This is a genomic window from Serratia sp. root2 (assembly GCF_031931805.1).
Lineage (GTDB): Bacteria > Pseudomonadota > Gammaproteobacteria > Enterobacterales > Enterobacteriaceae > Serratia > Serratia inhibens.
The window spans coordinates 1-24,316 of record NZ_JAUJXB010000008.1 but is presented as its reverse complement, the minus strand read 5'-3'; the positions used below and the strand labels follow the sequence as shown (position 1 = coordinate 24,316).

The following is a 24,316-nucleotide window of genomic DNA, read 5'->3' as shown; positions in this document are numbered from 1 at the left end:
AGCGGGATTTCGTGCCGCCTCATTCGAATCTGCCTTGTTGATCGGCGATGAAGTCATGATTCCTATACCCCTAAAGTTGAGAATGAAAGACCAGTAGTGCCGCGCGGAACCCAGTCTGAAACAGAGTGAAACTCGGTACTCGCTCGGAGGTCGTGTCCTATTTGAGATTGCCGCTGAAGAACTCAGTCAGCTTGGCAAAGGGGATGACGTCAGTACGGTCATACAGGTCTACGTGGCCAGCGTTCTTGACCCAATACAGTTCCTTGGGTTGGCCAGCCAAGCGATAAGCCTCTTCGCTGAACTCGCGTGAGTGTGCTTGATCCCCGGCGATGAAAAGCATTGGTCGCGGCGAGATCGTCTCAATGTCGTTGAACGGATAGAAGTTCATGAACTTCACGTTGCTGGTCACTGTGGGCTTTGTCGTGCGCTCACTGGATGCGCCTGCAGGCGTGACCTCACCACGCGGTGTGCGGTAGAAATCGAAGAACTCGCGTTGAATCGGGTGAGTCTGTGCGTTCAGCACAAGATCTGTGCCCCCGGCTACAGCGATTTCGCCGCCGTTGAATTCCGTATACCGCTGTTGCGCGGCGTCCGCGATAATTTTCTTGCGCTGCTCCAGGGTCTGCGAGTGGTTCAACGCATCGCGGTTGGCTGCGCCCATATCGTACATACTGACGGTTGCGATCGCCTTGATCCGTGGATCGATCTTAGCCGCACTGATGATGAAGCTGCCACTGCCACAGATACCCAACCCGCCAATACGTTCACGATCAATAAAGGTCCGCGTACCTAGGTAGTCCACGGCCGCGCTGAACGCTTCCGCATAGATATCGGGCACCACCACATTACGTGGCTCACCTTCACTCTCCCCCCAGAACGACTGGTCAATCGCGAGCGTGACGAATCCTTGCTCCGCCAGCTTTTGTGCGTACAAATTGGAGCTCTGCTCCTTTACGGCCCCCATAGGGTGACCGACCACAATAGCCGGATACTTGCGATTCGGATCGAAATCCTTCGGTCTGAACAGATTACCAACGATCTTCATGCGCAGTTGGTTGTTAAAGGAGATTTTCTCAACGCTGACGATGTCACTTTTGTAAAAATTGTCCGCACCGCGGGACATATCCTGTGCTGCAACGGTGAACGAGGCAAAGCTCAAGGCAAGCGCCATGGCGAGGCTAAGTTGCTTCATAGATTTTCTCTCCTTATCTATCAAACACTGCGGCGTTATCGACGATGCCCATGTGCAGCTTCGTCGCGGCAGACGATATCGCTTTTGTCCTCATGCCTGGATATTTCAACCAGGAAAATTCGCTGAGGCCGACTACGATAATTAAGCATTTTCCGTAGTTACCTTAATTCCCGTTAGCACGTTTCTATGGATTTCTTGCCCGATCCGATGAATGATCTGATTTTGCGTAACCAGCGTGCGACGCAATAAGTACCATAAGCTTCGGAGGTCTCTAACCATGACAACTGAAAGAAACAATCATGAACAGCAACAGTGCAAGACGTTGTTGGCTGAGCTTGCGCATGCTATCGGCACTAGAACAAAAGGAACGGGTGACTTCGGCACGATCATCGATGGCCTAGCCCTGTACCGGCGTGAGAAACCTTCAGCACCTGCGTCATGCATCATTCCCCCTAGCATCGTGCTGAACGTCCAAGGCACCAAGCAGATGTGGCTGGGTGGTGAACCTTATCCCTACGGCGTTTCGCGATTCCTTGTGACGTCGCTGGAACTGCCAGGTGATTCGGAGGTGTTAGCGGCTAGTGCGAAGGAACCGTGCCTGGGCCTGATGTTAAAGCTTGACCTTCGCATCATGGCGGAACTGCTTGCACAAGGCTGTCCTCCGACGCGTCGCGACCGAACCGAAGGCATGAGCGCAGGCATCGGCACCGCAACGATGGACATTCTGGGACCTCTTGTTCGCCTCATGGAGCTGTTGGATGAGCCCGATGCGATCCCAGTGCTGGCACCGCTGATTCAGCGCGAGATACACTACCGTCTGTTGCTGAGCGATCAGGCGATCAAACTACGACAGATCGCTGCGGTGGATAGCCAAGGCCACCGCATCGCAAGAGCCATCGACTGGCTCAAGGTGAACTATTGTGCGCCGTTTCGTGTGGAAGAACTTGCGGCCCGCGTGCAGATGAGTCCCCCGACGTTTCACCAGCACTTTCGGCAGTTAACCGCGATGAGCCCGCTGCAGTATCAGAAGTGGCTTCGATTGAGCGAAGCCAAGCGCTTGATGTTGAATGAACATTTGGATGTCTCTAGTGCGGCGTTCAAAGTTGGCTACGAAAGCCCTTCGCAGTTCAGCCGTGAATACAGCCGACAGTTTGGCGTTGCACCCAAGCGGGACATTACTCAACTGCGCTCTCAGTCCCAATCAGCTGGAGGGGGTTAGATAGCACTCTCATGTGGCGCAGTGAACAGCGTCACATGAGCCCGTTGGTACATTTGCATACATTTCTCAATGTGCCGATTTCGGAATATTAGTCCCTATGTACATACGTAGATAGCAAACCGCTATCTGTACTACCAGTGCGGAGGCAAGCTACTTTTCACTTTCACACTAAGGCAATCACCACATAGTATTAGGCAAGAAAAACATCGAAATGTGCTAACTGAATGCACCACTGCTATGGAAAATGTTCATCTTAGAATGAATCAATCACCATGAGACAGGAGTGACGGATAATGCACGTGAAGATGAAGTTAGCAGCCCTGCTGTTAGCATTGGCGAGCACGTCGCCAGCTTTTGCTAAAGACAAGTCCCCCCTGGAAGGCGCATGGCGGATGATAAAGTTTGAAGTAGCTTCTAAAGGAAAGCTCCAGCCTGTCCCCTATTCTGGTCAGCTCATCATCACAGAAGCAGGCACATTGTCGGCCCAAGCCATGAACCCGGACCCGAATGCCGCACCCACCCCCTTCACGGCCAATGGATATGAGGCCCTATATGGAACTGTCGTTATCAACGATTCAACCAATACGTTTGTCGCCACCGTGCAATCTGCACTGGTACGCAACCTCATTGGTAAGAAGATGGAACGCACGTTCAAAGTCTCCGGCAATCGAATGGTGCTTTCACCGATTGATCCGAGCGAAGGCTGGCGGGTCACTTACGAACGCTACCAGAAGTGACCGGCAATTAGCCGGCCATCCGGGGATACCACGCGTTCGTCCCCATCAACCCCATCAACTATAGAGAGAAGTTTCCATGTCTAAGATCGAAGGAATTGAAGGCAAGGTAGTCGTCATTACTGGTGCTAGTTCAGGTTTGGGTGCTGCCACCGCACGTCGTTTATCCACCGAAGGTGCCAAGGTGGTCCTTGGTGCACGCCGCGCCGAGCGACTTGAAGCGCTTGTTCAGGAACTCCGAGACGCCGGAGGCGAAGCCATCGCCGTAGCAACCGATGTGACCAAGCGCGCGGATGTGAAGAACCTTGTCGATACCGCAGTGAACACGTTCGGCCAGATCGATGTGTTGCTCAACAACGCAGGCGTAATGCCATTGGCGCCGTTCGAGCGCGTGCTGGTTGATGAGTGGGAACAGGTCATTGACGTTAATCTGAAGGGTGTGTTGTACGGCATTGCTGCTGCGCTGCCGCATTTTCAGAAGCAGAAGTCGGGTCACCTGATCAACGTTTCGTCAGTGTACGGTCATATTGTTGTTCCCGGCTCGGGCGTTTACTCCGCGACCAAGGCCGCAGTGCGGACGATCTCCGAAGGTTTCCGCCAAGAGGCCAAACCGTACAACATTCGCACCACCATCATCTCTCCAGGTGCAGTGGCGACAGAATTGCTCAACAGCATTGGTCAGAAGGATGTTGTGGATCAGATAAAGGACTTTGTCGCCGAAATCGCCATTCCTGCTGACAGCTTTGCACGCGCAGTTTCGTTTGCCATCGCACAGCCTGCCGACGTGGATATCAACGAGATCCTGTTCCGTCCGACAAAGCAATCTGAGTAACCACATTAATCGACTGGGGGCCTGCAGTTCAGGTCCTACATCGAAACCGAATCCGCTCAGGGTGAGTCTGATGTGCACTCTGTTTGAGGCACCCATTGCGATGAGCTTTAATCTATTAACCGGCTCATATCGTGATTAAGACTGATACAGTAGGCAACCTGAGCGACTTCGTTCCTGCTAAAACGCGTGTCCAACCTAGAACTAGACTAGTTCGTCAATGAACAAATAGTCATCAACAGCGAAATTGGACACCCAACACAGACGTAACTGTACCTAAGAACGAGCCTCCCGGTTTTCATATCTGGTGAATCAAGTTGCCCCGTCTTAAAGAGAAAAACACTATGATTAAAGATAAAGTCGTCATCATCACAGGCGCATCATCTGGTATCGGTGAAGCCACCGCACGGCGTCTTGCCCGCGAAGGGGTCAAAGTTGTACTCGGCGCACGTCGCACGGACAAGCTGAAGCAGCTCGCCGCAGAGATTACCAAAGAAGGCGGCCATGCCGTCTACCAGGCACTGGACGTCACAAACCAATCGGAAAATGATGCCATCGTCAAACTGGCCCTGGATACGTTTGGCAATCTGGATGTAATCTTCCTCAATGCTGGCATCATGCCGAACTCTCCGCTCTCCGCATTGAAGACAGACGAATGGCACCAGATGGTCGACGTTAATATCAAGGGTGTTCTAAACGGCGTAGCCGCTGTGCTACCAGTGTTCACCCAACAGAAATCAGGTCATGTTATCGCGACCTCATCAGTGGCAGGCCTGAAGGCATACCCTAATGGTGCCGTTTACGGCGGCACCAAGTGGTTTGTCCGTGATTTCATGGAAGTACTTCGGATGGAATCAGCTCAGGAAGGCACCAACATCCGTACAGCGATCATATACCCCGCAGCCATCAACACCGAGTTGCTTAAAACGATCTCCCAGCATCAGACCCGCGAATCCATGCAGGGGATCTATGACACCTACGGCATTTCACCTGACCGCATCGCGGATATCATCGCTTTTGCAATTGGTCAACCTGGCGACACCACTATCAACGAATTCACCGTAGGGCCGTCCAATCAGCCTTGGTGAGAACCAAGGTATAACAACCCTACGAAAACGCGAAGGGGTACTCTTGTACGTATTAATCGGCACACAGGTATAAAAAGCGCTGGGCGCCAACGCTAACTCATGTTTTACAATCTTCTGGCGGATGGAAAAACTATCATCTTAAGCTTCCTTCACCGCCAGAAGTTTGAAATCAGCAGAATAACGTCCTTATTCAGTAAGTATTGTTATCTGTCATGTCACACCTTCTACAACAAATCCCCTGTACGTTGCACCTGCATGCCTGTGCTTTACAACCGATTGGTAAGCCTCGCTGTAGTACCAAACCTTGGCGTCTTCAATAGTCGGGAATGAGAACAGTACAACGCCCTCTGGCGTTTCACCCTCGAACACTTCCAGACGGCTGTAGGCAGAAAGCATCTGGACGGGTACACTGGGTAACGTGGATGTGACCTTTTCGGCATATATGTCCATTTCACTTTGATCCAGCGTTTTCTCTCGAATAAATATAACGTAAGCAGTCATGATGGACTCCTAATTTGTGAATGTTCGTAGCGGTCAACTCTACAGTCAATGATTGACAACCACCTTTCCGAACACGTTGCGTGTCATCAGCCGCTCATATGCAAGCTTTGCATCGTCGAATGCGAAACGGCTGTCAATAACTGGGCGGATCTTGTGTTCGGCGATGAATCGCACCAGGTCCTCGAGGTCCTGGCGGCTGCCCAGTGCGATGCACTGGTAACACGCATGGCTCATGAACATAGACATGAATTCAACCTTGCCCTGCAAACCTGCCACCGCGCCCACTATTGATACCTGTCCACCCACTGCGATAGCCTTGATCGATTGTTCAAAAGTTCCTGCGCCACCAACTTCCACGATGCGGTTCGCACCGCCTCCGCCCGTCAGTTCGCGCACCCGCGTGGACCACTCGGGCTGTTCTTTGTAGTTGATCGTTTCGTCCGCGCCCAACGCTTTAAGTTGCTGGGCCTTCGCATCACTGGACGTGGTCGCAATCACTCTGGCTCCCAGCCCCTTCGCCAGTTGGACTGCAAATAACGACACACCGCCAGTTCCCAAAGTAACAACGGTATCGCCTGCCTTCACACCTTTGACGGCAGACCATGCCGTAACACCCGCACACGGCAGCGCAGCTGCTTGGTCGAAATCCAGACCGTCTGGAATCAAGATCAATGCTTCTGCAGCCACGGTGCGATAATCAGCAAGCCAGCCATCCACATCACCGGAGTACTGCGAATACTTTCCGGTGAAGGGACCATCGATCCATTCAGGGAAGAATGCGTTGACCACACGATCGCCTGCTTTAAATCTAGTAACCCCCTGCCCAACGGCCACCACCTCGCCAGCCCCATCCGAAAGAGGAATACGGCCTGCCGGGATGGGCACGTAGTAATTACCCTCCAGGATGATCAGGTCTCGGTAGTTCAATGTAGACGCCCTTACATTCACAAGTACTTCACCGGGTGCGGGCTCGGGAATGGGAAGCGTGCGAACGGAAAGGCCAGTGACACCAACTGCTTCGTCAATGCCATAAGCTCGGGATTGTTTGGTTTTATTGTACACATGAAAGTCCTCGATAATTGGGTACTCCATATTTCACCAGCAGTTCGTTTTTGACAATCCGCATGCAACTGCTCATACTGTGAAGATGAACTACACAATTGGTCGAAGTGATCTTGACGGCGTGGTAGTATTCTTGGCTGTTGCCGAGGAGCGGGGCTTTCGAGCAGCAGCCAAACGCTTGGGCATAACGCCTTCCGCTGTTAGCCAGGCTGTCCGCGCATTCGAGAAAAGGATTGGAGTGACATTGCTGGCCAGGACAACTCGCAGTGTTGGCCTGACCGAGGCGGGAGAGCGCCTACTGCTTCAAGTGGGACCGGCAACTCAGCAAATGCTCCAAGGAATAGAGTCCGCTCGCAGCCTGGGCCATTCAGTCACAGGGTTGTTGCGAATCAGTGTCCCAAAAGCAAGTGTGCAGATACTGACTGAGAGGTACGCTGTGGGACTTCTTGCCGCATACCCCCAATTGCAACTGGAGTTCGTCAGCGATGACCGCATGATTGACATCATTGCTGAGGGGTGTGACGCAGGTGTGCGTCCCCGTTCGGTCGTCCATGCAGACATGGTGGCGGTACCACTTACCCCTGAGGAACCGCAAGTAGTAGTGGGCTCACCTGCGTTTCTGGCACGCTACGGCCGACCAGCAACCCCCCTAGACATTCGAAACATTCCATGCATCACGTACAAACAGGCCGGTATAGTGCTTGACGAGTGGGCATTCAATCTAGGAGGAGAACCCTTTAGCATCCACGTGAGCGGCCCCTTAATACTCGACGACGTTGCAGCCTGCGTCCACGCGGCAGAACAAGGCGTCGGCCTTTTCAGGCTTCCTCGTTCCATTGTCGCGCGCAATATTCATGCGGGAACTCTGGAAGTTACTCTCAGCAGCTTTTCAATAAAATTTCCGGGATTGGCTCTCTACTACCCTAGTCGTAGTTCTGTTCTTCCAAAACTGCGCGCTTTTGTAGATTTTGTGCTGGCGAATAAGGTCTGACCCGGTACGGCCAGAATGAACGGCGGAGGGAAGAAGCCCAATGATAGGTTAGGTGACGTTTGTGAGCACGGCACAACTGCCAGCACCACAGCCAGGTTCACCGATGGTGATAAACGGCTGAGTTTGCAACTTTTACTCCCGCCCGGTGAACTGCAGCTTGACCCTCATGGATGCCACGCTACAGGGCCGTGAGAAACTGTCCACGGTGTTTATCCTAGAGCTCCAACAGCATGAAGGTCATCTCCAGAAAATCACATGCCTGAGCATTCAGTGCAATTCCTACCGGTTTTTGCACCAGTTCGACATGGTAGTTCTCCTCTTCTTAAAAAAGAGGAAGCTTTCCCCAGCGGGGGAAAGTCTCCCCCGATGGGTTAGGTGTTAAATCATGATGGCCAGGACAAGGGTACTGCCCTGTCGTTAGAGTTCATGCTCACCGATCACGCCCTGCTCTTCCACCTGGCGCAAATACGGTGATGATGGGGTAAAGGGATTGGCGCCCAGGCGTACCAGGTGGTATTTATCCACCAGGTTGTTGATCGCCTCAAACGGCCGCACACCCGCTTCCTGTAAAGCCATCACGCAATCTGCTTCACACAGATCGGTATCGTTTAACGTCAGACCAAAGTATTTGGCCAGTAACCTGCCAGCAATGGTCTGCCAATAGCACTGTTCAATCGTCATCACCTGACTCCTCATGCCGCAACGGCAGGATCTGTTATCACCGGTACCACCAGGGGCTTCAGCAGAAACTCTGAAGCCTCACGGGCCTGTTTGGCCGCCCGAAACAGCGCGCGCTTATCCTTACGTAATACCTTGAGCCAGTGCTCTAGGTAACTATCGTGCTGGACGTCGCCAAAGACGCCAAGCTGTGCGCACATAAAGGCACTGCCCAGCTCCGCCACCAGTTCCTCGAACGCGTACACCGGGTCTCCGAACGCCTGAGAGGAAGACGTGATCCCCTCCCGGTTGAGGCGTGTTGCATGACCGGTGCTATGCACCAGTTCATGCAATAACGTCGACCAGTAATCCGCCTCGGTTCGAAATTGCTGAACCTGCGGCAAAACAATCTGGTCGCGGAACGGGGAGTAAAATGCCCTGTCTTGGTAAACCTGCTCGAGCCGAACACCACAGGCATCAACGAGGGTGTTGACCTGAGCCTGCGTTCTCGCATCGACCAACGCCCCATCCTCTTCCAGATCCTCTGCAGGCGTAATGCCGACAACGGTTTCCGGGAGGTTGTCGCACTGGGCAACGTTAAACAGGTACAGCGGCTTCAGCATGGGTATTCGCGTTTTCAGCGGGTTCCCCTCTTCGTCAAACAGCTGCCGGCCATCAGCATCCTCGACCTGCTTGTCCCAGGGTTTGAATACCACTGCCAGGGTCGCGGTTTCGCCGGCACGTACATGGCCACCGACGGCTTCCGCCTGCTTGTAGGTGAGCCAGCGATTGGCGTGAAATCCCCTTTCTTCCGCGGCCATCCACAACAGCAGCATATTCACGCCACTGTAGTGGTAACCGGTCGTGCCGTTCTGCGGCATGATGGCAGTCGACGCGCCGCGGGCCTTGCCGGTCCGCCAGGGTTTGCGCCAGGGCAACGTTCCCGTCTCGATGGCGGCAATAATTTTGTCCGTCACCTGTTGATACAAGTCGGGACGTTCTCGACGGGCTTTTGCCGGCCGACGTGATGATGTTTTTGTCATGGAGTGCTCCTCGTAAAAAAGGCGCATTCCTCCCCTGGCGGCGAAGAATACGCCCAGGGGACAAAAAAGTGGTTAGAACGCGGGGTAACGCAGCGCCCCTTTAGGGTTAACGGTGTCAACACGCTGTTTCAGCCGTTCGAACATGGCCAGATAGTCTTCCCGATCGGCGGGCTTTGCCCGCTTGCAATCGGTATGGCAGGCAGTGGCCAGCAGGTTGATAGCCCGTTCACGCCAGCTTTTAAACTCATCCTGGCTGACACAGACCGAGTAATGGACCTCGGCCAGCTGCAGCATGCGGGCGGTCATACGGCGGTAGTCGGCGACACACACCCAGTTAACTAGAGCGACGTGCATATAGACCGTCTCCGGTAACAGATGTATCCAGAGCTCATGCCCTTGTGACAGTATTCGTTCGATGCAACTGCCGGTCAGCACCAGCTCCTCGCCAAAGTCATCGCCGCCGACAAGCTGCCGGGACGTTTCATACCAGGCATCATCCTTTTGGGGATGGCACCCATCGGCATACGCCAGGTGTTTAATACGGCCTGTGGCGTTTCGCTCACCCTCGGCCGGCATCAGATAAACGCCGTCGTCTTTGGCCAACACCAGCGCGCACTGATTGGTGCGGATTTCGGCAACAACAGCGCGCAGTTCTGCGGGGTTAAAATGCAACATGGTAAGTCTCCTGTGTTAGGGAGACGGACTTCCCTGAGAGGGGAAGGCCCCTCCAGGGAAAATCAGTTAAATCGTTGAAGTCCTGTTGCGATCAACAAGACCGACAGTGCGTACTACATGGGTGAGATCAGGTTCACTTGTTCCTGTTCAATCTCTGCGTCATTACACCCTTCGTCAAAGCAGCTCTTCCACACTGCCGGATCGATATCGGTCCCGAGTGTGTGCAGTACCTTGATAAGAGGCTCGCAGGCTGAGCTGTCGAAGCGTCCCCCATACCAGGCAAAACCAAAACGATAGGCGGCATTAGCCACCCCACATTGGTTAAGCGAGTAGGCTTCGCCTTCGCCCTTTTCATTACCCGTATCGAGACGCATCAGCGCGCGTACGGCCAACAAATGCCCTTCCAGGTTCGCCAGATCGCACAAATCCTGAGTAAGTGACTGAGGCGCTGTTGTTAAAAAGGCTACGTTCATTTTCACGATAAATCCTCCGGAAATAATGAAGGGGGATCTATCCCCGAACGGGAATAAATCCCCGTCAGGGTGTGTTACTGCCTATCGCTTACGCCGCCGGCGCGCATACCAGGTGTTTTACACCGTAATAGTAACGATGACGCAGACAGACAAACTGCTTTGCAAGCTGTTCAGCTGCACGCAGCGCTGCGACCTGAGAGGGGAAGAGGGTCGTAAAGCATTTATAGTCGTAGGAAAAATCCCTTTTGTGATAACCGTTACGCGAAACGACAGTCGCTCCCCAGCCGCCGGACGTCATTGGGTAAATAACGGCTTTACAGCTGACATTGCCTGTTTCATTGGTGAACCACTCTATATCAATGAGGTCCTCCGCCCCGGCTGGCCCCGCTGAATTCGGTGCCAAAACGCGCACAGACGGTCCAATTTCTCCACTGAATTCGTGTCCAATACGTTCAACGAATTCAGAACCGACAGACGTTCGGCTTCATTCTCTGGAAAGGATGGCTCGAACATATGTGCTCCGGTTTACTGTTTCGACGGCGAAGCTCAATGTCCTGCTGAGCTAGCCGCTGTGTTTTTAATCAGAATCAGTTCATTACCTCCCTCACTGGAAGGGTAATCAACCGCAGTCATCATGGAGTCAATCAGTATCAGTCCGATTTCGCTTTCTGGCCAGGAGCCCTGAATCTCTGGGCTGGGAAACATCCCTGACACAGGCGACAGCGCATCCCATTCTCCAGCGCTTCAGGCATACAAAGTATAGTGGGTCAATGCACAGCGTGATATTCCAGGCAAATATCGCGTAGCGTGCAGGCGTAATCCTGCGTCAAGCGTCGCTCTTTTTTCATCATGCTTCCTTATCCGCACGGATGAACGCTTTCTGATTCAGAAACGTGATGAGTTTATTTAAATACAGAGTAGTTTTTTTATTATCATAAAAAACCATTATGATTGCATTTATAATAACTGCATTAAGAATCATGAGGGTGTAATTAAATTTATCATGCTGATAATATTTAAATAAAAATTCTCGTGAAAAATAGCGCTCTGTAATCAATGTTAGCCGCTCAGAGCAAGGGGGGCGCAGGCGTCACGATTGGCGCTTACCTCTCCGTCATGCAGGTGCTGGGGCTTGAAAATGACCTGAATAAGCTGGCAGCCGAAGACGAAATGGGTCGCCAGCTTCAGGATTCTCGCCTGATAAAGAACGTAAACGCTTTTCCTTTTAACGTTACTCCACCTCGCAACAAACCCATGACTGATGCCGGGAACGCAGAGTCAGACAAACAAGTAACAGCAAAAGCCAGTTTGCCTCCAAACAATACCGTCCGAAAAACGACAGGCACTACCTCGGCTGATCTGGCGTCCTTACTAAAACCATTGAAGAAACCAATAAAAGGCAATTAACAATGGCAATGATCGGTGTATACGCAGACTGGGATGGATTACCAGAACCAAAACGGATGGGTTTCTTGCATAGTCGACAAACGCGTACGCGAGAACTCTTTGAATTTGAGTACGACCCTCTGGCGTTGACCGATCCCTGCTTCAATCGTTTGCAACTTGATCCAGAGATACTGTTGTTTACCGGCGCCCGGTACCCCACTCCGCCAAAAGATAAGTTCGGGGTATTTGGCGATTCCAGCCCCGATCGCTGGGGCCGGTTGCTGATGAAGCGGCGCCTTGAACGAGATATTCGTGCAGGCAGTAAAGCGGTGGGAACTCGGCTATACGAATCAGATTATCTCTTGGGCGTGCATGACCTTTATCGGGTAGGCGCTCTACGTTATAAACTTGAAGATGAAGGTGAATTTCTCGATGACAGGACTGGCGGAGTAAGCGCCCAACAAATGCCATTATTCACACGGATCGCAGAGGGCAGTACTGCTCAGCGGATTATGAGGCGCTGCTGAAACGACACAATCTGCGCGGCAGCATGAGTGCCAGAGGCAACTGCTATGACAATGCCTGCGCAGAGAGTTTCCTCCACTCCCTGAAGGTGGGATGTATCCATGGGGAGCGTTTTACCATCCGGGAAATAATGCGAACGACAGTATTCAGTTATATTAAGTGCAACTACAATCGCTGGCGTCGCCACAGTGCATGCGGTGGCTTCAGCCCGGTACAGTTTGAAAACCAGACCCTCGCTTAGCGCTGTGCCCACATTAGGCGTGGTAATATCATTATTAAAAATGGTGGGGTCTATACTTGTAAAAGTTATAGATAATGGTCATCTAGATTAACAAAATTTACCCCTAATTTTCACACACTTTAGATTAGTGTTTTTTTTGGTTGTTGATAGTTTTATGTTTCTCTGTTTTCTTTAAAAGCTAAGATTGATAGATTTTATGTTTTTTTTCTTTCTGTTAGATGAAAGGTATATGTTGAGATGTTTTTTTGAGATATAATAATGCCTGCCAGAGAAATGACAGGTCTATTGACTTAGATTTCTTGACCGTATTGCTCCCCTCTGCGACGGCAACAGTTATAAGGTGCCGATAAGAGCGACAGATGTACTCTGTTGTGGCCTCCATAGAAGTGATTTTACAATCACGCTTGTACAGAGGATTTTAAACCCGGGAATCAATTAAGAATAAAATCACTTACGATGCGACAGATGAATCTCTCCCTTATCAAACAATACAAACAGGTATGATTATGAGGTCTTTCTCACTTTTGGCAACGATTATCATCTTCGTAGGGAATTACTCCCATGCAACGCTGCACCCCGCCCTTATTAACCCCACAATCACCTCCTGCAGTAATTCCGCAATACCATGCACTGACAATGTCAATTATCGTGCGGAATGATTACAACTAATTGATATACCTGAAGTTTTACCACCAAAACAGGATGAGGGAACTAATTTGATAGCCATTGGTTTGCACTGTTCAAAGGGTAGCGGCCAACTTGGGATCCCGTTCACAGGATGTGATTTCAGAACTGACCTTTCACATCGCCCGAATATTAGTAATTGCCGTCTGAAATCAACCGAGTCGTGGGAATTGGATGACACATCCAACTGTAAGCTTGATACATATAGTTGGGGAGAGCACATTGGTGCCGGACCTGGAGGAGAGTGTGTACTGTTTGTGCAAGAACGCGGCTACTCCATGAATATTATCTATACTATATATGGAACTTTGACCCCTGATATGATTGCCAACGCTGGAAACACTTTCTGCCAGAAACCTCCTCCACCTGGTCAAACGTGCGCTATCACTGTTCCTTCTGTTATTGATCATGAGCTAATTAAAACCACCGATCACTCGGTAGTTGCTATTGATGGGACAGTAAATTGCGGAGCTGCTCCTCTTTTGGAGATAATAGGAGGCGGAAAAATAAACCTCGCTCCGGGACTGTACACTCTGATAACCCCGGAAATGATTGGGGAAGACCGAATACGTCTTACCTCAACACTTACTGCAATAAAAGCAGAACCAGGGGACTATGCAGGGATTGCCATTGTAATAGCGTCCCCCTATTGAACCAGACTAAGACGTATCCAGTAGTTTCTTATACTCCCTGCCAGACTTGACTCTAAAAGACCATATGCAACGAACGTTCTGGCGTGGGATGAAATTTCATCCCACTCTCACACTTGGTCATTCTTGAGGGTTTAATAGCACGTCTCACCGCAGATTAATGAGAAAACTGTGGTTTAAATGAAAAAATAATTTCTGTGATCTTGATATCCATATGAAACTCCATAATTAGTCAAGCCCGCATTTGCTACTGAAGTGGATACCGGTAATGGGCCACATGAATTTCACTGAAACCTCAATCACAGATTACATTACGTTCAGGCCCACAAATATAACGGTGGATAAGTACCTAATGAATCGGAAAATCGATGCTTGAAAGCTCTAAAATGGTGGCTAGTTTTAGTTGACCACTACACGTAACGTTGTCTGCCGGGCTCGCGGCTAGGGGAAGTCGATCCTAAATGTAAGGATAGTGAACAGTGATAGGTTGGAGCTGTTTAAATAGCTCAACCACCTGAGTAGAGAGCGGCACAATATGTGGGCGGCGTATTTTCATACGTTCGACAGGAAGCTCCCAGATGGCACGCTCAAGGTCGATCTCTCCCCACGTGGCAAAGCGCATTTATCAGGGCGCATCACTGAGCTGTCACTGGAGCGCAGGCGTTTTGGCGACCGTCGCATCGCGCCGTTGCTGCGCAGTGAATGGTTTTAGGTTAATTATAAGCGCGTGTACCGATTTTATCACCTCAGTGGCCTGGGCGTAAAACGCAGAAGACGTCGTAAAGGGCTGGCAACAGAACATCTGCCGCTGCTTCGTCCGGCGGCGCCCAATCTGACCTGGTCGATGGATTTCGTCATGGACGCATTGGCCACCGGTCGCAGGATCAAGTGCCTTACATGTTATTACCCGATCTCGATGGATGTTATTAGGCGATCTCTCAGAGCGGTAATACGCAGCACTTATCATCAATATCAGCATTCAGTTCTTGATCAAAGAATACCGTGAGTGTTCAGTTAGAAAATTCTAGGATCGCTTTCGAATATTTTATTAGCCTGCTGCAGCCCTATGTTTTAAATTGCATGTTCCCCTCGCTTTTTAGCAGCACAGCCAGAGTCGCAGCTAATATAATAGGTACGCGCGGCGCGTATCTAGGCGACGGTCTGTTGTCTGACCTCTATTGGGAGATCGTCAGCGTACCGTGTCGAAGAATCCCTTTCGCCGGTGGTTACAGCAGAAAGGGGCTTTTCAGCCCCTTTCATTTTGCCCAAGTGACCCTACCGGCATGACCGACGGGCGAACGCCGCGCAGCCACGAGCGTGTTTTTGCCCGATCGTGCACTCGTCTTTTGGACACGACTGACAGGACCACCCCACTTGGTCCCGGGTACCAGGAGGCGGTCACTACAATTGCATCCATCAGGGCCTTGTCTTTGCTTGTCCACCCGTACCCGGGCGAAGTATAGGCCGCAACTGTGCGCATACGTGACCCAGGCAGGTACGTCACACCATGGGATTGACACCGGGTGCGGAGTCCCACTACGTACGAACACACAACCAGGAGGAATTCCTACGGTCGAGAGGACGAGGTATGGGAGTGTCAGTCCACGGCTGGGCCGGCTCCCGCCTGACAGTTTTATTCGTACCCCACGACCAGGACAAGAGACCCGGTGTACAGGCCGGGTTCCGCACGGGCCCCTGAGATACTTGCGCCGACAGTGATATTGGCGATAGGGGCGGGCGCCAAATGCGCAGGCAGGGGGCGGCCATTGACGGTGACGTCGGCTCGCCCCCAGGGGAAGGTGATGGTCGATACCCCGGTCCCACTCATAAGGACCACGGAGGCGGGATGTCCACAGATGAGCTGGGCGCTGGTTTCGGCATAATCCGCAATGCGGTCGGGGGAAGTGACAAACTCAAGAACGGGACTAGAATCCACGTAACACAGGGGGTCAGGCGTTGTCGGGGCGCCGACGCACACGAGTTCCCCGTTGTTTTTTTGTCCGCCGATGGCCGCACCGGTGCCGAACTGCCCAGCGAACATCACGCACTCCCGGGACCCGGGGAGTCTCGAGGAGTGCCCCACAACGCCCGGCCCACGAGCACCGTAGGTACTCATCCAGAGCTCTTCGGCCTGCCCCCACGTCATGCCCTTATGAACCATCACGCAGGTGGTCCCCGGTACCCCCGGAAACATCCCAGAGCCGCGGGAATCACAGGCGAATACCGAGTGATCATGTTCTTCCATCGCGCCGTACATGTTGATCCCGTCCCCGATCAATTCATTGTCCTTGGGACCCGGTACTTGCGCCCACGTGATCTTGTAGTCGTTCTGGTGGTACCCGAACCCGGGTTCGTACTGGTACTTATTTTCGATACTCGTGATTACAAGGGTCGCGAGGGAGCGACACGGGAGCGCGAGTGCTACGGCAATGATGAGAGGCAGTAGTCTCATGGTTTTTTCAATCTCGATGCGGATGATAGAAATCAGGCAATCACCCTCCATTTCTCAGAAGGTGTTTTGCCCATGTCATCCACCGGGTCTCATATTCCCGCACACGCAGGTCGGTCTCTGTCGTCGACAGTTTCCTCCTGTGTGCCTGCTCATAAAGCCGCGCAATATGTGCCCGATGGTTCTCTATGGCTCTCGGCGCTATCCGGGGCCCTTCGGGGGCATACCATAGCCCCAGCCAGTCAAAGCCATGTTCAATTTTCCCCAATTGCGTTTTATCCGAGTGGGTTTCAAAGCCACCCAAATCAAAAAATTCAAGCAGATCACCAGGCACGGTTTACACGTGTGTCTGGACAAATACTCGATACAAAACACCGTGCCGGCTACTTCGCAAGCTCCTGGGTCTAAAGCTCCTACTACCTTGGGTTTACACACCTGTAGGCTTAGAATGGAGCCCCTCCCTCTATCGCGGAACGCCTCAGGGGCGTACTGGCGACTCGTTACAGGGGGCAAGGGACAGGCATTGGACCGGCCCGTTGTATACCGCGTCAGTCGAGATTTAAGCTGAGTACGCCATTGCCAGACCAAGAGCCAGCACCGACCCCGGTGAGCTCAGACGTAAGGACGACGATGTTGGCGCCTGTGGTTAAAGAGAGAGGCGCGTTCAGCGGGCCATTGGACGTTTTTATGGTTGAGTAACCTAAGCCAAGGGGGATACGGTCGTTGGCCGCAGACAGAGTGAGATGGCCCGTTGCAGCCGCGTTGCAAGTGATGATGAGTTCTGCAGACGTCACGCTTATGGAATCCCCGAGGGTCACCACACCATGGTCAAGAAGTACATTCCCGGTTTGGGTGCATTCGGTTGGGACAGACGTGTCGATCGGTTTGCATGGGGACTCCCATATGACGCGGTCGAATCCTGTAGTATGGTGCGTTTGCCCGCGTATTTGTACAATGACACAGACGGGTACGCCCGCACTATAGAAGTGGTAATCGCGTGGGGTCAGGGCCATGGCCAGTGGACGGAGTGGCGCTCGGCCCGATTCAGTCCAGACGCTGCCGACCAGCGATTCCCGAGAGCGCACTCCCGTAGCAGTGACCCCTAGGGAGAACAGCCCGCGATAGACGAAATCGGGTTTGGATGGGATCCGGTAGTCTAGAAGCGAGGCCGGGATGTCGATTGTGGTCGCAGGGGTTTCACCATAGTAATTAAGGAGAGCGCCGGGGTTGATGTAGAATCGTGATGGGAAGGGTACAGCGTCGGCGGCACATTGCGTGACGTAAAGTGTTAGACCGAGCAGACTCAGGAGTACGAGTATGGTTTTCATGTATCTACCGTAGGGGTGACGAAGGGTGGGCGCAGGGTCAGGTGTAAGTCAGCCTTCTTAACATCCCGTCTGCCCATATGTTCCACCGAACCTCATACGCCCGCACCTTTGCCTCTGTCGCTGACATTGTCAGCCCTTTAGCTCTGGCCTGCTCGTAAAGCCGCGTGCGCCGTGCACGATGGTTTTCTAATGCTCTGGGTGCTATGGAGGTCCCCGTGGGGGTGAACCATACTCCCAACCAATCAAATCCATGTTCAATCTGCCTAATTGGGTTTTATCCGGGTGGGTTTCAAAGCCACCCAAATCAAAAAATTCAAGCAGATCTCCAGGCACGGTTTACACGTGTGTCTGGACAAATACTCGATACAAAACACCGTGCCGGCTATTTCGCAAGCTCCTGGGTCTAAAGCTCCTACTACCTTGGGTTTACACCCAAACCCGGCCACAGCTTTCGAACATACGGGACAATGCACGGTATATTCAGTGATAGGAGATCTGCAGTATCGCATCAGTTGAGTAGACCCCAGCGTTACGTACGACACCAAGTACGGTCGCCTTGATCATCAGGGGTACACTCGTTCCCGTGCCGATCGTAACGGCAGCACTCCCCATGGTTCGGTCATTGATATCGATCGCCACGTCATGCCCGTCTATTTGGGGGCGATTCAATAGATTCCCAGTCACCGTCGCGGTGCGATCGCACTCGACAGCCCCCTCCGCATTACCGCTTGCATCAGAGGTCCCCACAGCGACAGTTCCGATATCTAAGATCCCAGGCACGTTGACAGTGCAATAAAGGTCGGGCCGGGGAACGCTGCCACATACTGTGGCGGGGGCGAGCACCGACACGGTAACCACACTCGTCGGGAGGGAGGCGAATCCGACACAGAGGTAATCCCACCGGACGTAGGAAAAGTACTGGGCGTGGATCCAGTTGCGGAACGTGAACGTCCCGGAGGAACCGTACTTTCGAAGAAAGAGGGCGAAGGCATCATTCCACGTGGTCCCCGAGGGAATGACCACGCTGTCTTCGATTGATCCCCCAGCGCATGCGCCCCCGGCGTCGCACGTGGGTCCGTATGGGCCGAGGCCGGTGCGAGGCATAGGGCCGAAGTGGCATTGCGCGTAGCTACACGCGTTCCCAGACTGCGCGGGGTCGGCATTACCACTGATACCGTAATCATAGGTTAGGGAATAAAGCGTCCCGGATTGCACGGTCGGCGCGTAAGGCCCAACCCAGGCGTCATACCCGTACGACAGTGGGATGACGAGGAGAGGTAATATCATGGCGAGGCGGAGTATTGTGTGCACGGGTTGTGATGTCCTTATCGGTTATTACAGCGTCGTGGTATTCGGCACGGACCCGTAGGGCCACGGAGGATGTCGCGGCGCGGGGTCGTAACCAGCCACCATGCGTAATTTACATGCGTATCCGGTTGACCAGCGGAGGGCTGGTTTGAATTTGTTTTATCAGGCAATCACTCCATACTCAGTAAGTGGTATTTTGCCCAATTCATCCACAGGGCCTGATATTTTCGCACACGTATTTCGGATCTCTGCCTTCGACAGTGTCCGCGTACGTGCGAACCCATAAAGCCGCGCAATTATGTCGCCGTTCAGCCATCAAAAGCACGTCCAGTAAATCTCCGGTGTTATTCGGGGGCACCACTGACCCCCCGATCACTTTGCCCTGCGAAACTCAGCTTGCCTTTAATGGACGGCCTTTCAGTGACCTAAAGCACCGAATACTCCAATATTGCTATCGCGCTATAGGTACCCGGTTCCGCAGTACCGATTGAATTCAGGGTAACATCAGGAATAATCGGTATAGATGAATTTCCAGTGATTTTATAGTTAAATCCGACCTCACCGCTTTCCCCAGAGACGCTCAGTTTACCCATTATATTGTTACCCAGCTGGATTGTTCCGGTTCCGGATGATGAGGTAAGTTTAATATTCACGTTGGCGTCACCGCTACACTGTAACTGGGCAGGTAGGGTCTTTTTGCGACCATCAATTTCATTGTTTGCAATAGTACCAAAGTCAAGCACGTTATCAGCTGTCACAGAGCATTCCGTCGGGCATCCCTGAACTTCGGTTATCGGAATATACATAACATTAAAGATACTAGGTGAGATCATTTGCCCCCCCCAAATTTGCCCGACCTGAATAATCTCCCGGTATTGAGCCTCCCGGGGTTGTAACACAGGTCCTACAGTCATGCGGTTTGGTAACAGGTGTCCATTCCCGCTCATAGCATTACCCATTGCGGTTGTCATCCATGCAGCAGTACACCAAGTACAACCATACTGTCCTGTTGTACCCGATAAACTATTACTGGTGTAACGAGTTGCAGTGTCACCACGAACAAACACTCCATCATAACTGAATTGAGGTTGGTAGACATATTCTGTCTGAATGCTCGAACCGGCAGTTGTTCCGCGGAGCGTTGCAACATTATTACAGATATGCAAAATAGCAGCGTTGGCACTCGATCCAATCAGACTCAGGAAGATGACGATATAACTTAGTTTCATAATGTTTCAGTTTCTTTAGTTTTCCAGGGTAATAGAAGTAACCCCCTCCCCCAAAAAAATTATAGGATATATTGCAAATGTATTATTCGCCTGCAAGCCGATGTACATTTCAGCCTCATCCTGCCCGATTGCAACTGGCAGCACATCACGTTTGCCATACCGCACCTGCTATGGCCGCTCTTCAACAACTACGCACGTATCATCCCCGGTGCCCTGCCAGGTCTCGGTCGCATCCGCGAGGGGTTTCGGTAGCACCAATATCTGCGTGCCCAATACCGGCGCGTCTGGAAAGTGCACTTTGCCAAAAAGATCTGCGGTGTCTGGCGTAGCGTGAAAATACCTGGGTCAATACCTTAAACGCCCGCCAGTGGCAGCCCCCAGCTACGGCATAATCGCGGCGGTACCGTGGTACATCAGCATTACGATCGCTGGACACAACAGCACAAACGTCAAAAGATCGGCCAGGAAGAGATGTGCAGCGCTATGTCAGCCATATCCCGGCACGGCATTTTACGATGGTGCGTTATTACGGCTTTCTGGCCAACCGCAAACGGGGCACGTTGCTGCCGAAGGTGCGCGACGCGCTGGAAATGACTACGCGTGAGAAACCCAAACGCCACGGCTTCGCCAGCGCATCATGAGCCAACCATTACACCCAGTGCCAACTGCGGTGATTGAACACCACCATGAGTAAGAACCGATACCCTCCAGCCAGGACGCTGTTAAACCACTGCGCTTTTCCGTTGTGGCCAGGCGAAGCGCAAATCCCACACATCAGCATTCGGTGGCGCATGTGGCCGTCGCCGGCCTAACCAGCGGTATGCCATCTCCCAGTTCCGCGCTGTGCTTTCTTCTGTTTGCTTCTCTGTCACTGCCTATTTGGCTTCTCTTACTCATATTCCAGATTGAATGTCGCCACCGCGCTGAAGGGCCCGCGTTCGATACGCTGCTCCCTGAGGGCATCCGGCTCGCCCTGTACATAGGCCTTCAGCGCAATGATGTTGCTACCTTCCTGCAGCAGGGATTTATCGCTCGCCTGATTGAGGGGCAGCGGTTGGGCCGACGGCGTCTCAAGCCCGATGGCAATCCCCGTGGCCTCACTGCCGCCGCCAAGGGCCAGCAGGCCCGGCAAAGCGCTGCTTTCGATGCCGGTAAAGGTCACACTCACCGTATTACCCAGCGTCAGGTCACACTCCTCCAGGTGTATCTCGAAGGCTTGCCCCAACGTGCGCGTGTTCAGGTACAGGTACTTGTCGATGATGGTGCCAAAATCCAGCGTGATTTCTTCATCGCCCGGCGGTATCACACAGGGCTCTGCCACCAGAGCGCCGTGCAGGTGCACGTTGTTGTCATCCGCGGCCTGGGTCACCGGCGGCGCAACAATCAGCGCCTGTGCCAACAGCAGGGCGGCGGCCCCGGAGTGGGAATGTCCTGCACGCTGACGCTTGCCCAATTTCTTTTTCATCTCGTGCACCTTATTCATAGTCGGCACGCAGCGTGGCCCAGGCCTCAAAGGCCCCTTCGGTCAGCGTGGCACCCGCTTGTTTTATCGGTACCGCCTCCAGACGTGGCGGGCTGTCCAGGTCTATCTTCAGCGTGCTGTTCGGGGTAAAGGGTTTGTCGTTCTGGTACACCCGGATGCCGAGGTCGGTCTTGTCTGTCTGCAAGGCGTCACTGTCGAACCCGACCACACTGCCACTCAGGCTGAGCGTCAGCGCCCAACTGCCGCCGATGGCTTTATCGCAGGTAATCTGGTAATTCAACGGCTGACGGTAGTTCACCCCGTCCACCTTGTTGATGCCCACCCGCTCTCCGAAGTCGACATCCACCTGATTACCATCATTGATGGTGCAAGGCGGCGGCTCTATCAGGGTGCCGTGAAACGTCATGTCCGCCTCTCCGTCCTTGGCCTGTGCCGGGGCAATGCCCGCCATCAGGCCGCAGGTCAGCAACAGGACGCTTATCGTTCTGGTCATGTTCCGCTCCCGTTACTGGTAAGCCACTTCCATCGTGGCACCCGCACTGAATTCGCCACCCGTCAGGGTTGCGCCACTTTGTTTCACCGGCACCGCCCACAGTTCAGGCTTGTTCGGATAGGTGAAGTTCAGCCAGTCGTTGACCGCCAGCTTGCTGTCGCCCTGGCGCAGTTCGATACCGAGCTCTGCCTTGTTGGTCTGCAGCACCGTGGCGTCAAACGCAGCGCCAATGCCTTTCACCTGAAGCTTCATCGCATTGGACGTGCCCCCGGTACACGACAGCGTGTAATTGACCGGCATCTTGTAGTTGCTGCCGTCCACCCGGGTGGTCATCACGTCCCCAAATTCCACTTCAATCGGGCGGTCATCGTTTATCACGCAGGGTGGCGGTGCCACCACGGTCACCTTGACCGTGACCGTAGACGAAGCTGCAAATACCAGCATCGGTAACGTGACCAGCATGCCGGCCAGCGATTGCCAGGCATTCTGATGCCGTGTCAGGGTTTCCTTCATCGTCCTGCCCACCTCAGTCATAACTCAGATGAAAATCCACCACGGCCCGATAGCTGCCGACCATCAGGGGGGCCGGGGTACGCTCCGGGGTCACGGTGTAGCTCAGCGTGTTCTGTCCCGGTGTCAGCAGCAGCGGTTTTCCCCGGCTGCCCAGCCGCACATCTTCACCCTGCGCGCTTTCCAGCCGCAGCCCCAGCCCCGAGACACCCTGCGCCTTCACCAACTGCGGGTTATCGGCGTCGCGGGTGGCGTTAAAGCTCACCGTCACCGCCGGCTGATTGTCCGCCCAGGTCAGGCCGCCGGTGCGCTCGTCGCGGCTGCCCGCCGGGCTGCGCAGGCAATCCGTTAACCGCAGTTCGACCCGTACCGGTTCACCACGGGCGCCAAGGGTTTGCAGGCGCCCCGTCCCCACCTCGCCCAGAGCAACATCCTGATGGGCGCTGGTCATGTCCAGCCGACAGGCGCTTTCCGTCAGTGCGCCGTGTACATACAGAGAGCCATTGGCCCCTTCAACGTCCCAGTTATCTGCCTTCGCCTGCGCACCGGGCAACAGCCACAGCATCATGCCCAGCGTCAGCGGTACCATCAGCGCCAATCCGGCCAGCGTGGCGTAGTACTTCAGTTCATCCGATCGCCCGCTGTATTGCAGACGACGGGTACTTTCGTTGGTCATACCCATGCCCCTTATCCCAAGCCATGCTTGCATGTGGGTTACGCTTTCTTCTCCGGTACCACCGTGCAGGTACTGCCACTGCAACTGAAACTCAGTACCGGTCGGCCACCGTAGTCATTGACATAGGTTAGTGCCGGGCTCCCCCCCACGCTAGCGGCGCTCACCGTCAGTGGCAGACTGCCCTTCGGCGGCACCATCATCGGCTCGAAGTTTTTGATACCCGGGCCGCCTTTTTTGACTGCGGCATCCACCAGGGTGACGTAATACGGCGTCGGATTATTGACCACGTACTTGTCACCTTGCTTCGTCAGTGTCAGTTGCTCCTGCGGCGGCGGGGCGCTCTTGTCCATTGCGATGGCCGTCGGGCGGTAGAACAGCTTGATGCGCGTCTGCAACGCGATTTGCAGCGTGTTCGGCTTGGTGCTTTTCGGCGGAATTTCCCGCAGATTGAAGTAATACACCGTCTCACGGTCCTGCTTAAGCAACTTCGCCGTCGGTAACGCCTGGATTTTCACCTGGCTCGGCTTACCCGGCTCAATACGTTGCACCGGTGGCAGGACCGTCAGCGGGCTCTGAATTTTGTTGCCTTGATCGTCCTCAATCCAGCCCTGCGCCAGGTACGGCAACTGTTTGTTCTGGTTGCTTACGCTAAGACTCACCGACGTCTGGCTGCCGTCAAAAATCACCCGGGTACGGTCCAGGGCTATCGCCGCTTGGGCCTGCTGGGCTACCAATGCGCCCAGCAGAGCTCCGGTCACAACCGCCGACTTCAGGACACTATTTCGCATAAACGCTGCCGGATGGCCTTCGTGATGTTGTTTCATGTTCAGTTCGCTCTTACGCATGTTTTTATTCCCGGCCATAACAGCCTCACACAATTTCGGTTAAGA

21 protein-coding genes and 5 pseudogenes are annotated in these 24,316 nt (G+C 53.3%); 11 read left to right on the top strand and 15 right to left on the bottom strand.

Annotated elements, in window-relative coordinates; translation table 11 throughout:
* Positions 1-157: 157 nt before the first annotated feature.
* A complete protein-coding gene (locus QZQ97_RS22860) occupies positions 158-1,192 on the bottom strand; it encodes an alpha/beta hydrolase (protein ID WP_311995301.1) in 1,035 nt (344 codons plus the stop codon).
* 277 nt (positions 1,193-1,469) lie between these two features.
* Between QZQ97_RS22860 and QZQ97_RS22855 the strand changes: the two genes are divergently transcribed.
* The 4 genes from QZQ97_RS22855 (at position 1,470) to QZQ97_RS22840 (ending at position 5,062) form a co-directional block, all read left to right on the top strand.
* Positions 1,470-2,411 carry an AraC family transcriptional regulator gene (locus QZQ97_RS22855; RefSeq protein WP_311995300.1) on the top strand — a complete coding sequence of 314 codons (942 nt, stop codon included), beginning with the start codon at positions 1,470-1,472 and terminating at the stop codon, positions 2,409-2,411.
* A 293-nt stretch (positions 2,412-2,704) separates the two neighbouring features.
* On the top strand, positions 2,705-3,148 hold the full coding sequence (locus tag QZQ97_RS22850; RefSeq protein WP_311995299.1) for a lipocalin-like domain-containing protein: 444 nt from the start codon (positions 2,705-2,707) through the stop codon (positions 3,146-3,148).
* Positions 3,149-3,224: 76 nt separating this feature from the next.
* Positions 3,225-3,977, top strand: a complete 753-nt coding sequence (locus QZQ97_RS22845; RefSeq protein ID WP_442995459.1) for an SDR family oxidoreductase — start codon at positions 3,225-3,227, stop codon at positions 3,975-3,977.
* 341 nt (positions 3,978-4,318) lie between these two features.
* Positions 4,319-5,062 (top strand): SDR family oxidoreductase, encoded by a 744-nt coding sequence (locus QZQ97_RS22840; RefSeq protein WP_311995298.1) that lies wholly within the window; start codon positions 4,319-4,321, stop codon positions 5,060-5,062.
* Between the two features lie 210 nt (positions 5,063-5,272).
* Here the strand turns inward: QZQ97_RS22840 and QZQ97_RS22835 are convergent, their stop codons facing one another.
* Together QZQ97_RS22835 and QZQ97_RS22830 are read right to left on the bottom strand one after the other, a co-directional pair.
* Positions 5,273-5,563, bottom strand: coding sequence for a DUF1330 domain-containing protein (locus QZQ97_RS22835; RefSeq protein WP_311995297.1), 291 nt, complete (start codon positions 5,561-5,563; stop codon positions 5,273-5,275).
* Between the two features lie 45 nt (positions 5,564-5,608).
* Entirely contained in the window at positions 5,609-6,655 is a 1,047-nt protein-coding gene (locus QZQ97_RS22830; protein WP_311995296.1) for a zinc-dependent alcohol dehydrogenase family protein, read from the bottom strand.
* A gap of 55 nt (positions 6,656-6,710) precedes the next feature.
* Between QZQ97_RS22830 and QZQ97_RS22825 the strand changes: the two genes are divergently transcribed.
* Positions 6,711-7,616 (top strand): LysR family transcriptional regulator, encoded by a 906-nt coding sequence (locus tag QZQ97_RS22825; RefSeq protein WP_311995295.1) that lies wholly within the window; start codon positions 6,711-6,713, stop codon positions 7,614-7,616.
* Between the two features lie 417 nt (positions 7,617-8,033).
* Here the strand turns inward: QZQ97_RS22825 and QZQ97_RS22820 are convergent, their stop codons facing one another.
* The 5 genes from QZQ97_RS22820 to QZQ97_RS22800 form a co-directional block, all read right to left on the bottom strand.
* Positions 8,034-8,297, bottom strand: coding sequence for a TA system toxin CbtA family protein (locus QZQ97_RS22820; RefSeq protein WP_311995294.1), 264 nt, complete (start codon positions 8,295-8,297; stop codon positions 8,034-8,036).
* An 11-nt stretch (positions 8,298-8,308) separates the two neighbouring features.
* The gene (locus QZQ97_RS22815; RefSeq protein ID WP_311995293.1) at positions 8,309-9,316 is read right to left on the bottom strand and encodes an ArdC family protein; all 1,008 of its coding nucleotides are present in this window, start codon (positions 9,314-9,316) and stop codon (positions 8,309-8,311) included.
* Between the two features lie 72 nt (positions 9,317-9,388).
* A complete protein-coding gene (locus QZQ97_RS22810; protein ID WP_311995292.1) occupies positions 9,389-9,991 on the bottom strand; it encodes a DUF3085 domain-containing protein in 603 nt (200 codons plus the stop codon).
* Positions 9,992-10,104: 113 nt separating this feature from the next.
* Positions 10,105-10,464 carry a hypothetical protein gene (locus tag QZQ97_RS22805; protein ID WP_311995376.1) on the bottom strand — a complete coding sequence of 120 codons (360 nt, stop codon included), beginning with the start codon at positions 10,462-10,464 and terminating at the stop codon, positions 10,105-10,107.
* A gap of 88 nt (positions 10,465-10,552) precedes the next feature.
* The gene (locus QZQ97_RS22800) at positions 10,553-10,876 is read right to left on the bottom strand and encodes a hypothetical protein (protein ID WP_311995291.1); all 324 of its coding nucleotides are present in this window, start codon (positions 10,874-10,876) and stop codon (positions 10,553-10,555) included.
* Positions 10,877-11,541: 665 nt separating this feature from the next.
* Here QZQ97_RS22800 and QZQ97_RS24580 point away from each other — a divergent pair.
* The 4 genes and pseudogenes from QZQ97_RS24580 to QZQ97_RS22780 all read left to right on the top strand — a co-directional run.
* Positions 11,542-11,674, top strand: a pseudogene (locus QZQ97_RS24580) (transcriptional regulator); the annotation flags it as partial.
* Positions 11,675-11,873: 199 nt separating this feature from the next.
* Complete coding sequence (locus QZQ97_RS22790; RefSeq protein ID WP_311995289.1) at positions 11,874-12,377, top strand: toxin HipA; 504 nt, start codon at positions 11,874-11,876, stop codon at positions 12,375-12,377.
* A pseudogene (locus QZQ97_RS22785) lies at positions 12,293-12,616 on the top strand (IS3 family transposase); the annotation flags it as partial. The gene QZQ97_RS22790 and the pseudogene QZQ97_RS22785, both read left to right, overlap by 85 nt.
* 962 nt (positions 12,617-13,578) lie before the next feature.
* Positions 13,579-13,953, top strand: a complete 375-nt coding sequence (locus QZQ97_RS22780) for a hypothetical protein (RefSeq protein ID WP_311995288.1) — start codon at positions 13,579-13,581, stop codon at positions 13,951-13,953.
* A 457-nt stretch (positions 13,954-14,410) separates the two neighbouring features.
* Here the strand turns inward: QZQ97_RS22780 and QZQ97_RS22775 are convergent.
* Positions 14,411-14,572, bottom strand: a pseudogene (locus QZQ97_RS22775) (integrase); the annotation flags it as partial.
* On the opposite strand from QZQ97_RS22775, the pseudogene QZQ97_RS22770 reads away from it, so the two are divergent.
* Positions 14,555-14,851: pseudogene (locus tag QZQ97_RS22770) on the top strand (IS3 family transposase); the annotation flags it as partial. The pseudogenes QZQ97_RS22775 and QZQ97_RS22770 sit on opposite strands and share 18 nt — an antisense overlap.
* A 4,609-nt stretch (positions 14,852-19,460) precedes the next feature.
* Here QZQ97_RS22770 and QZQ97_RS22765 read toward each other — a convergent pair.
* Positions 19,461-20,264, bottom strand: a complete 804-nt coding sequence (locus tag QZQ97_RS22765) for an MrpH family fimbial adhesin (RefSeq protein WP_311995287.1) — start codon at positions 20,262-20,264, stop codon at positions 19,461-19,463.
* Between the two features lie 117 nt (positions 20,265-20,381).
* On the opposite strand from QZQ97_RS22765, the pseudogene QZQ97_RS24575 reads away from it, so the two are divergent.
* Positions 20,382-20,893: pseudogene (locus QZQ97_RS24575) on the top strand (transposase); the annotation flags it as partial.
* A 260-nt stretch (positions 20,894-21,153) separates the two neighbouring features.
* Here QZQ97_RS24575 and QZQ97_RS22755 read toward each other — a convergent pair.
* Genes QZQ97_RS22755 through QZQ97_RS22735 form a run of 5 tightly spaced genes read right to left on the bottom strand, consistent with a single transcriptional unit; the run spans position 21,154 to position 24,214 of the window.
* Positions 21,154-21,729 carry a fimbrial protein gene (locus QZQ97_RS22755; protein WP_311995285.1) on the bottom strand — a complete coding sequence of 192 codons (576 nt, stop codon included), beginning with the start codon at positions 21,727-21,729 and terminating at the stop codon, positions 21,154-21,156.
* A gap of 10 nt (positions 21,730-21,739) precedes the next feature.
* Entirely contained in the window at positions 21,740-22,240 is a 501-nt protein-coding gene (locus QZQ97_RS22750; RefSeq protein ID WP_311995284.1) for a fimbrial protein, read from the bottom strand.
* Between the two features lie 12 nt (positions 22,241-22,252).
* On the bottom strand, positions 22,253-22,753 hold the full coding sequence (locus QZQ97_RS22745) for a fimbrial protein (protein ID WP_311995283.1): 501 nt from the start codon (positions 22,751-22,753) through the stop codon (positions 22,253-22,255).
* Between the two features lie 13 nt (positions 22,754-22,766).
* Positions 22,767-23,426, bottom strand: coding sequence for a fimbrial protein (locus QZQ97_RS22740; RefSeq protein ID WP_311995282.1), 660 nt, complete (start codon positions 23,424-23,426; stop codon positions 22,767-22,769).
* Positions 23,427-23,464: 38 nt separating this feature from the next.
* Positions 23,465-24,214: a fimbria/pilus periplasmic chaperone gene (locus QZQ97_RS22735; protein ID WP_311995375.1), complete on the bottom strand. Its 750-nt coding sequence runs from the start codon at positions 24,212-24,214 to the stop codon at positions 23,465-23,467.
* Positions 24,215-24,316 lie beyond the last annotated feature (102 nt).

Bases quoted from the DNA above. Each gene is read 5' to 3' on its own strand.
- QZQ97_RS22820 (WP_311995294.1), bottom strand. From the start codon at position 8,297: ATGACGATTGAACAGTGCTATTGGCAGACCATTGCTGGCAGGTTACTG.
- QZQ97_RS22740 (WP_311995282.1), bottom strand. From the start codon at position 23,426: ATGACCAACGAAAGTACCCGTCGTCTGCAATACAGCGGGCGATCGGAT.
- QZQ97_RS22805 (WP_311995376.1), bottom strand. From the start codon at position 10,464: ATGAACGTAGCCTTTTTAACAACAGCGCCTCAGTCACTTACTCAGGAT.
- QZQ97_RS22825 (WP_311995295.1), top strand. From the start codon at position 6,711: ATGAACTACACAATTGGTCGAAGTGATCTTGACGGCGTGGTAGTATTC.
- QZQ97_RS22815 (WP_311995293.1), bottom strand. From the start codon at position 9,316: ATGACAAAAACATCATCACGTCGGCCGGCAAAAGCCCGTCGAGAACGT.
- QZQ97_RS22840 (WP_311995298.1), top strand. From the start codon at position 4,319: ATGATTAAAGATAAAGTCGTCATCATCACAGGCGCATCATCTGGTATC.
- QZQ97_RS22765 (WP_311995287.1), bottom strand. From the start codon at position 20,264: ATGAAACTAAGTTATATCGTCATCTTCCTGAGTCTGATTGGATCGAGT.
- QZQ97_RS22735 (WP_311995375.1), bottom strand. From the start codon at position 24,214: ATGCGAAATAGTGTCCTGAAGTCGGCGGTTGTGACCGGAGCTCTGCTG.
- QZQ97_RS22780 (WP_311995288.1), top strand. From the start codon at position 13,579: ATGAATATTATCTATACTATATATGGAACTTTGACCCCTGATATGATT.
- QZQ97_RS22860 (WP_311995301.1), bottom strand. From the start codon at position 1,192: ATGAAGCAACTTAGCCTCGCCATGGCGCTTGCCTTGAGCTTTGCCTCG.
- QZQ97_RS22855 (WP_311995300.1), top strand. From the start codon at position 1,470: ATGACAACTGAAAGAAACAATCATGAACAGCAACAGTGCAAGACGTTG.
- QZQ97_RS22835 (WP_311995297.1), bottom strand. From the start codon at position 5,563: ATGACTGCTTACGTTATATTTATTCGAGAGAAAACGCTGGATCAAAGT.
- QZQ97_RS22830 (WP_311995296.1), bottom strand. From the start codon at position 6,655: ATGGAGTACCCAATTATCGAGGACTTTCATGTGTACAATAAAACCAAA.
- QZQ97_RS22745 (WP_311995283.1), bottom strand. From the start codon at position 22,753: ATGAAGGAAACCCTGACACGGCATCAGAATGCCTGGCAATCGCTGGCC.
- QZQ97_RS22750 (WP_311995284.1), bottom strand. From the start codon at position 22,240: ATGACCAGAACGATAAGCGTCCTGTTGCTGACCTGCGGCCTGATGGCG.
- QZQ97_RS22755 (WP_311995285.1), bottom strand. From the start codon at position 21,729: ATGAAAAAGAAATTGGGCAAGCGTCAGCGTGCAGGACATTCCCACTCC.
- QZQ97_RS22810 (WP_311995292.1), bottom strand. From the start codon at position 9,991: ATGTTGCATTTTAACCCCGCAGAACTGCGCGCTGTTGTTGCCGAAATC.
- QZQ97_RS22790 (WP_311995289.1), top strand. From the start codon at position 11,874: ATGGCAATGATCGGTGTATACGCAGACTGGGATGGATTACCAGAACCA.
- QZQ97_RS22850 (WP_311995299.1), top strand. From the start codon at position 2,705: ATGCACGTGAAGATGAAGTTAGCAGCCCTGCTGTTAGCATTGGCGAGC.
- QZQ97_RS22845 (WP_442995459.1), top strand. From the start codon at position 3,225: ATGTCTAAGATCGAAGGAATTGAAGGCAAGGTAGTCGTCATTACTGGT.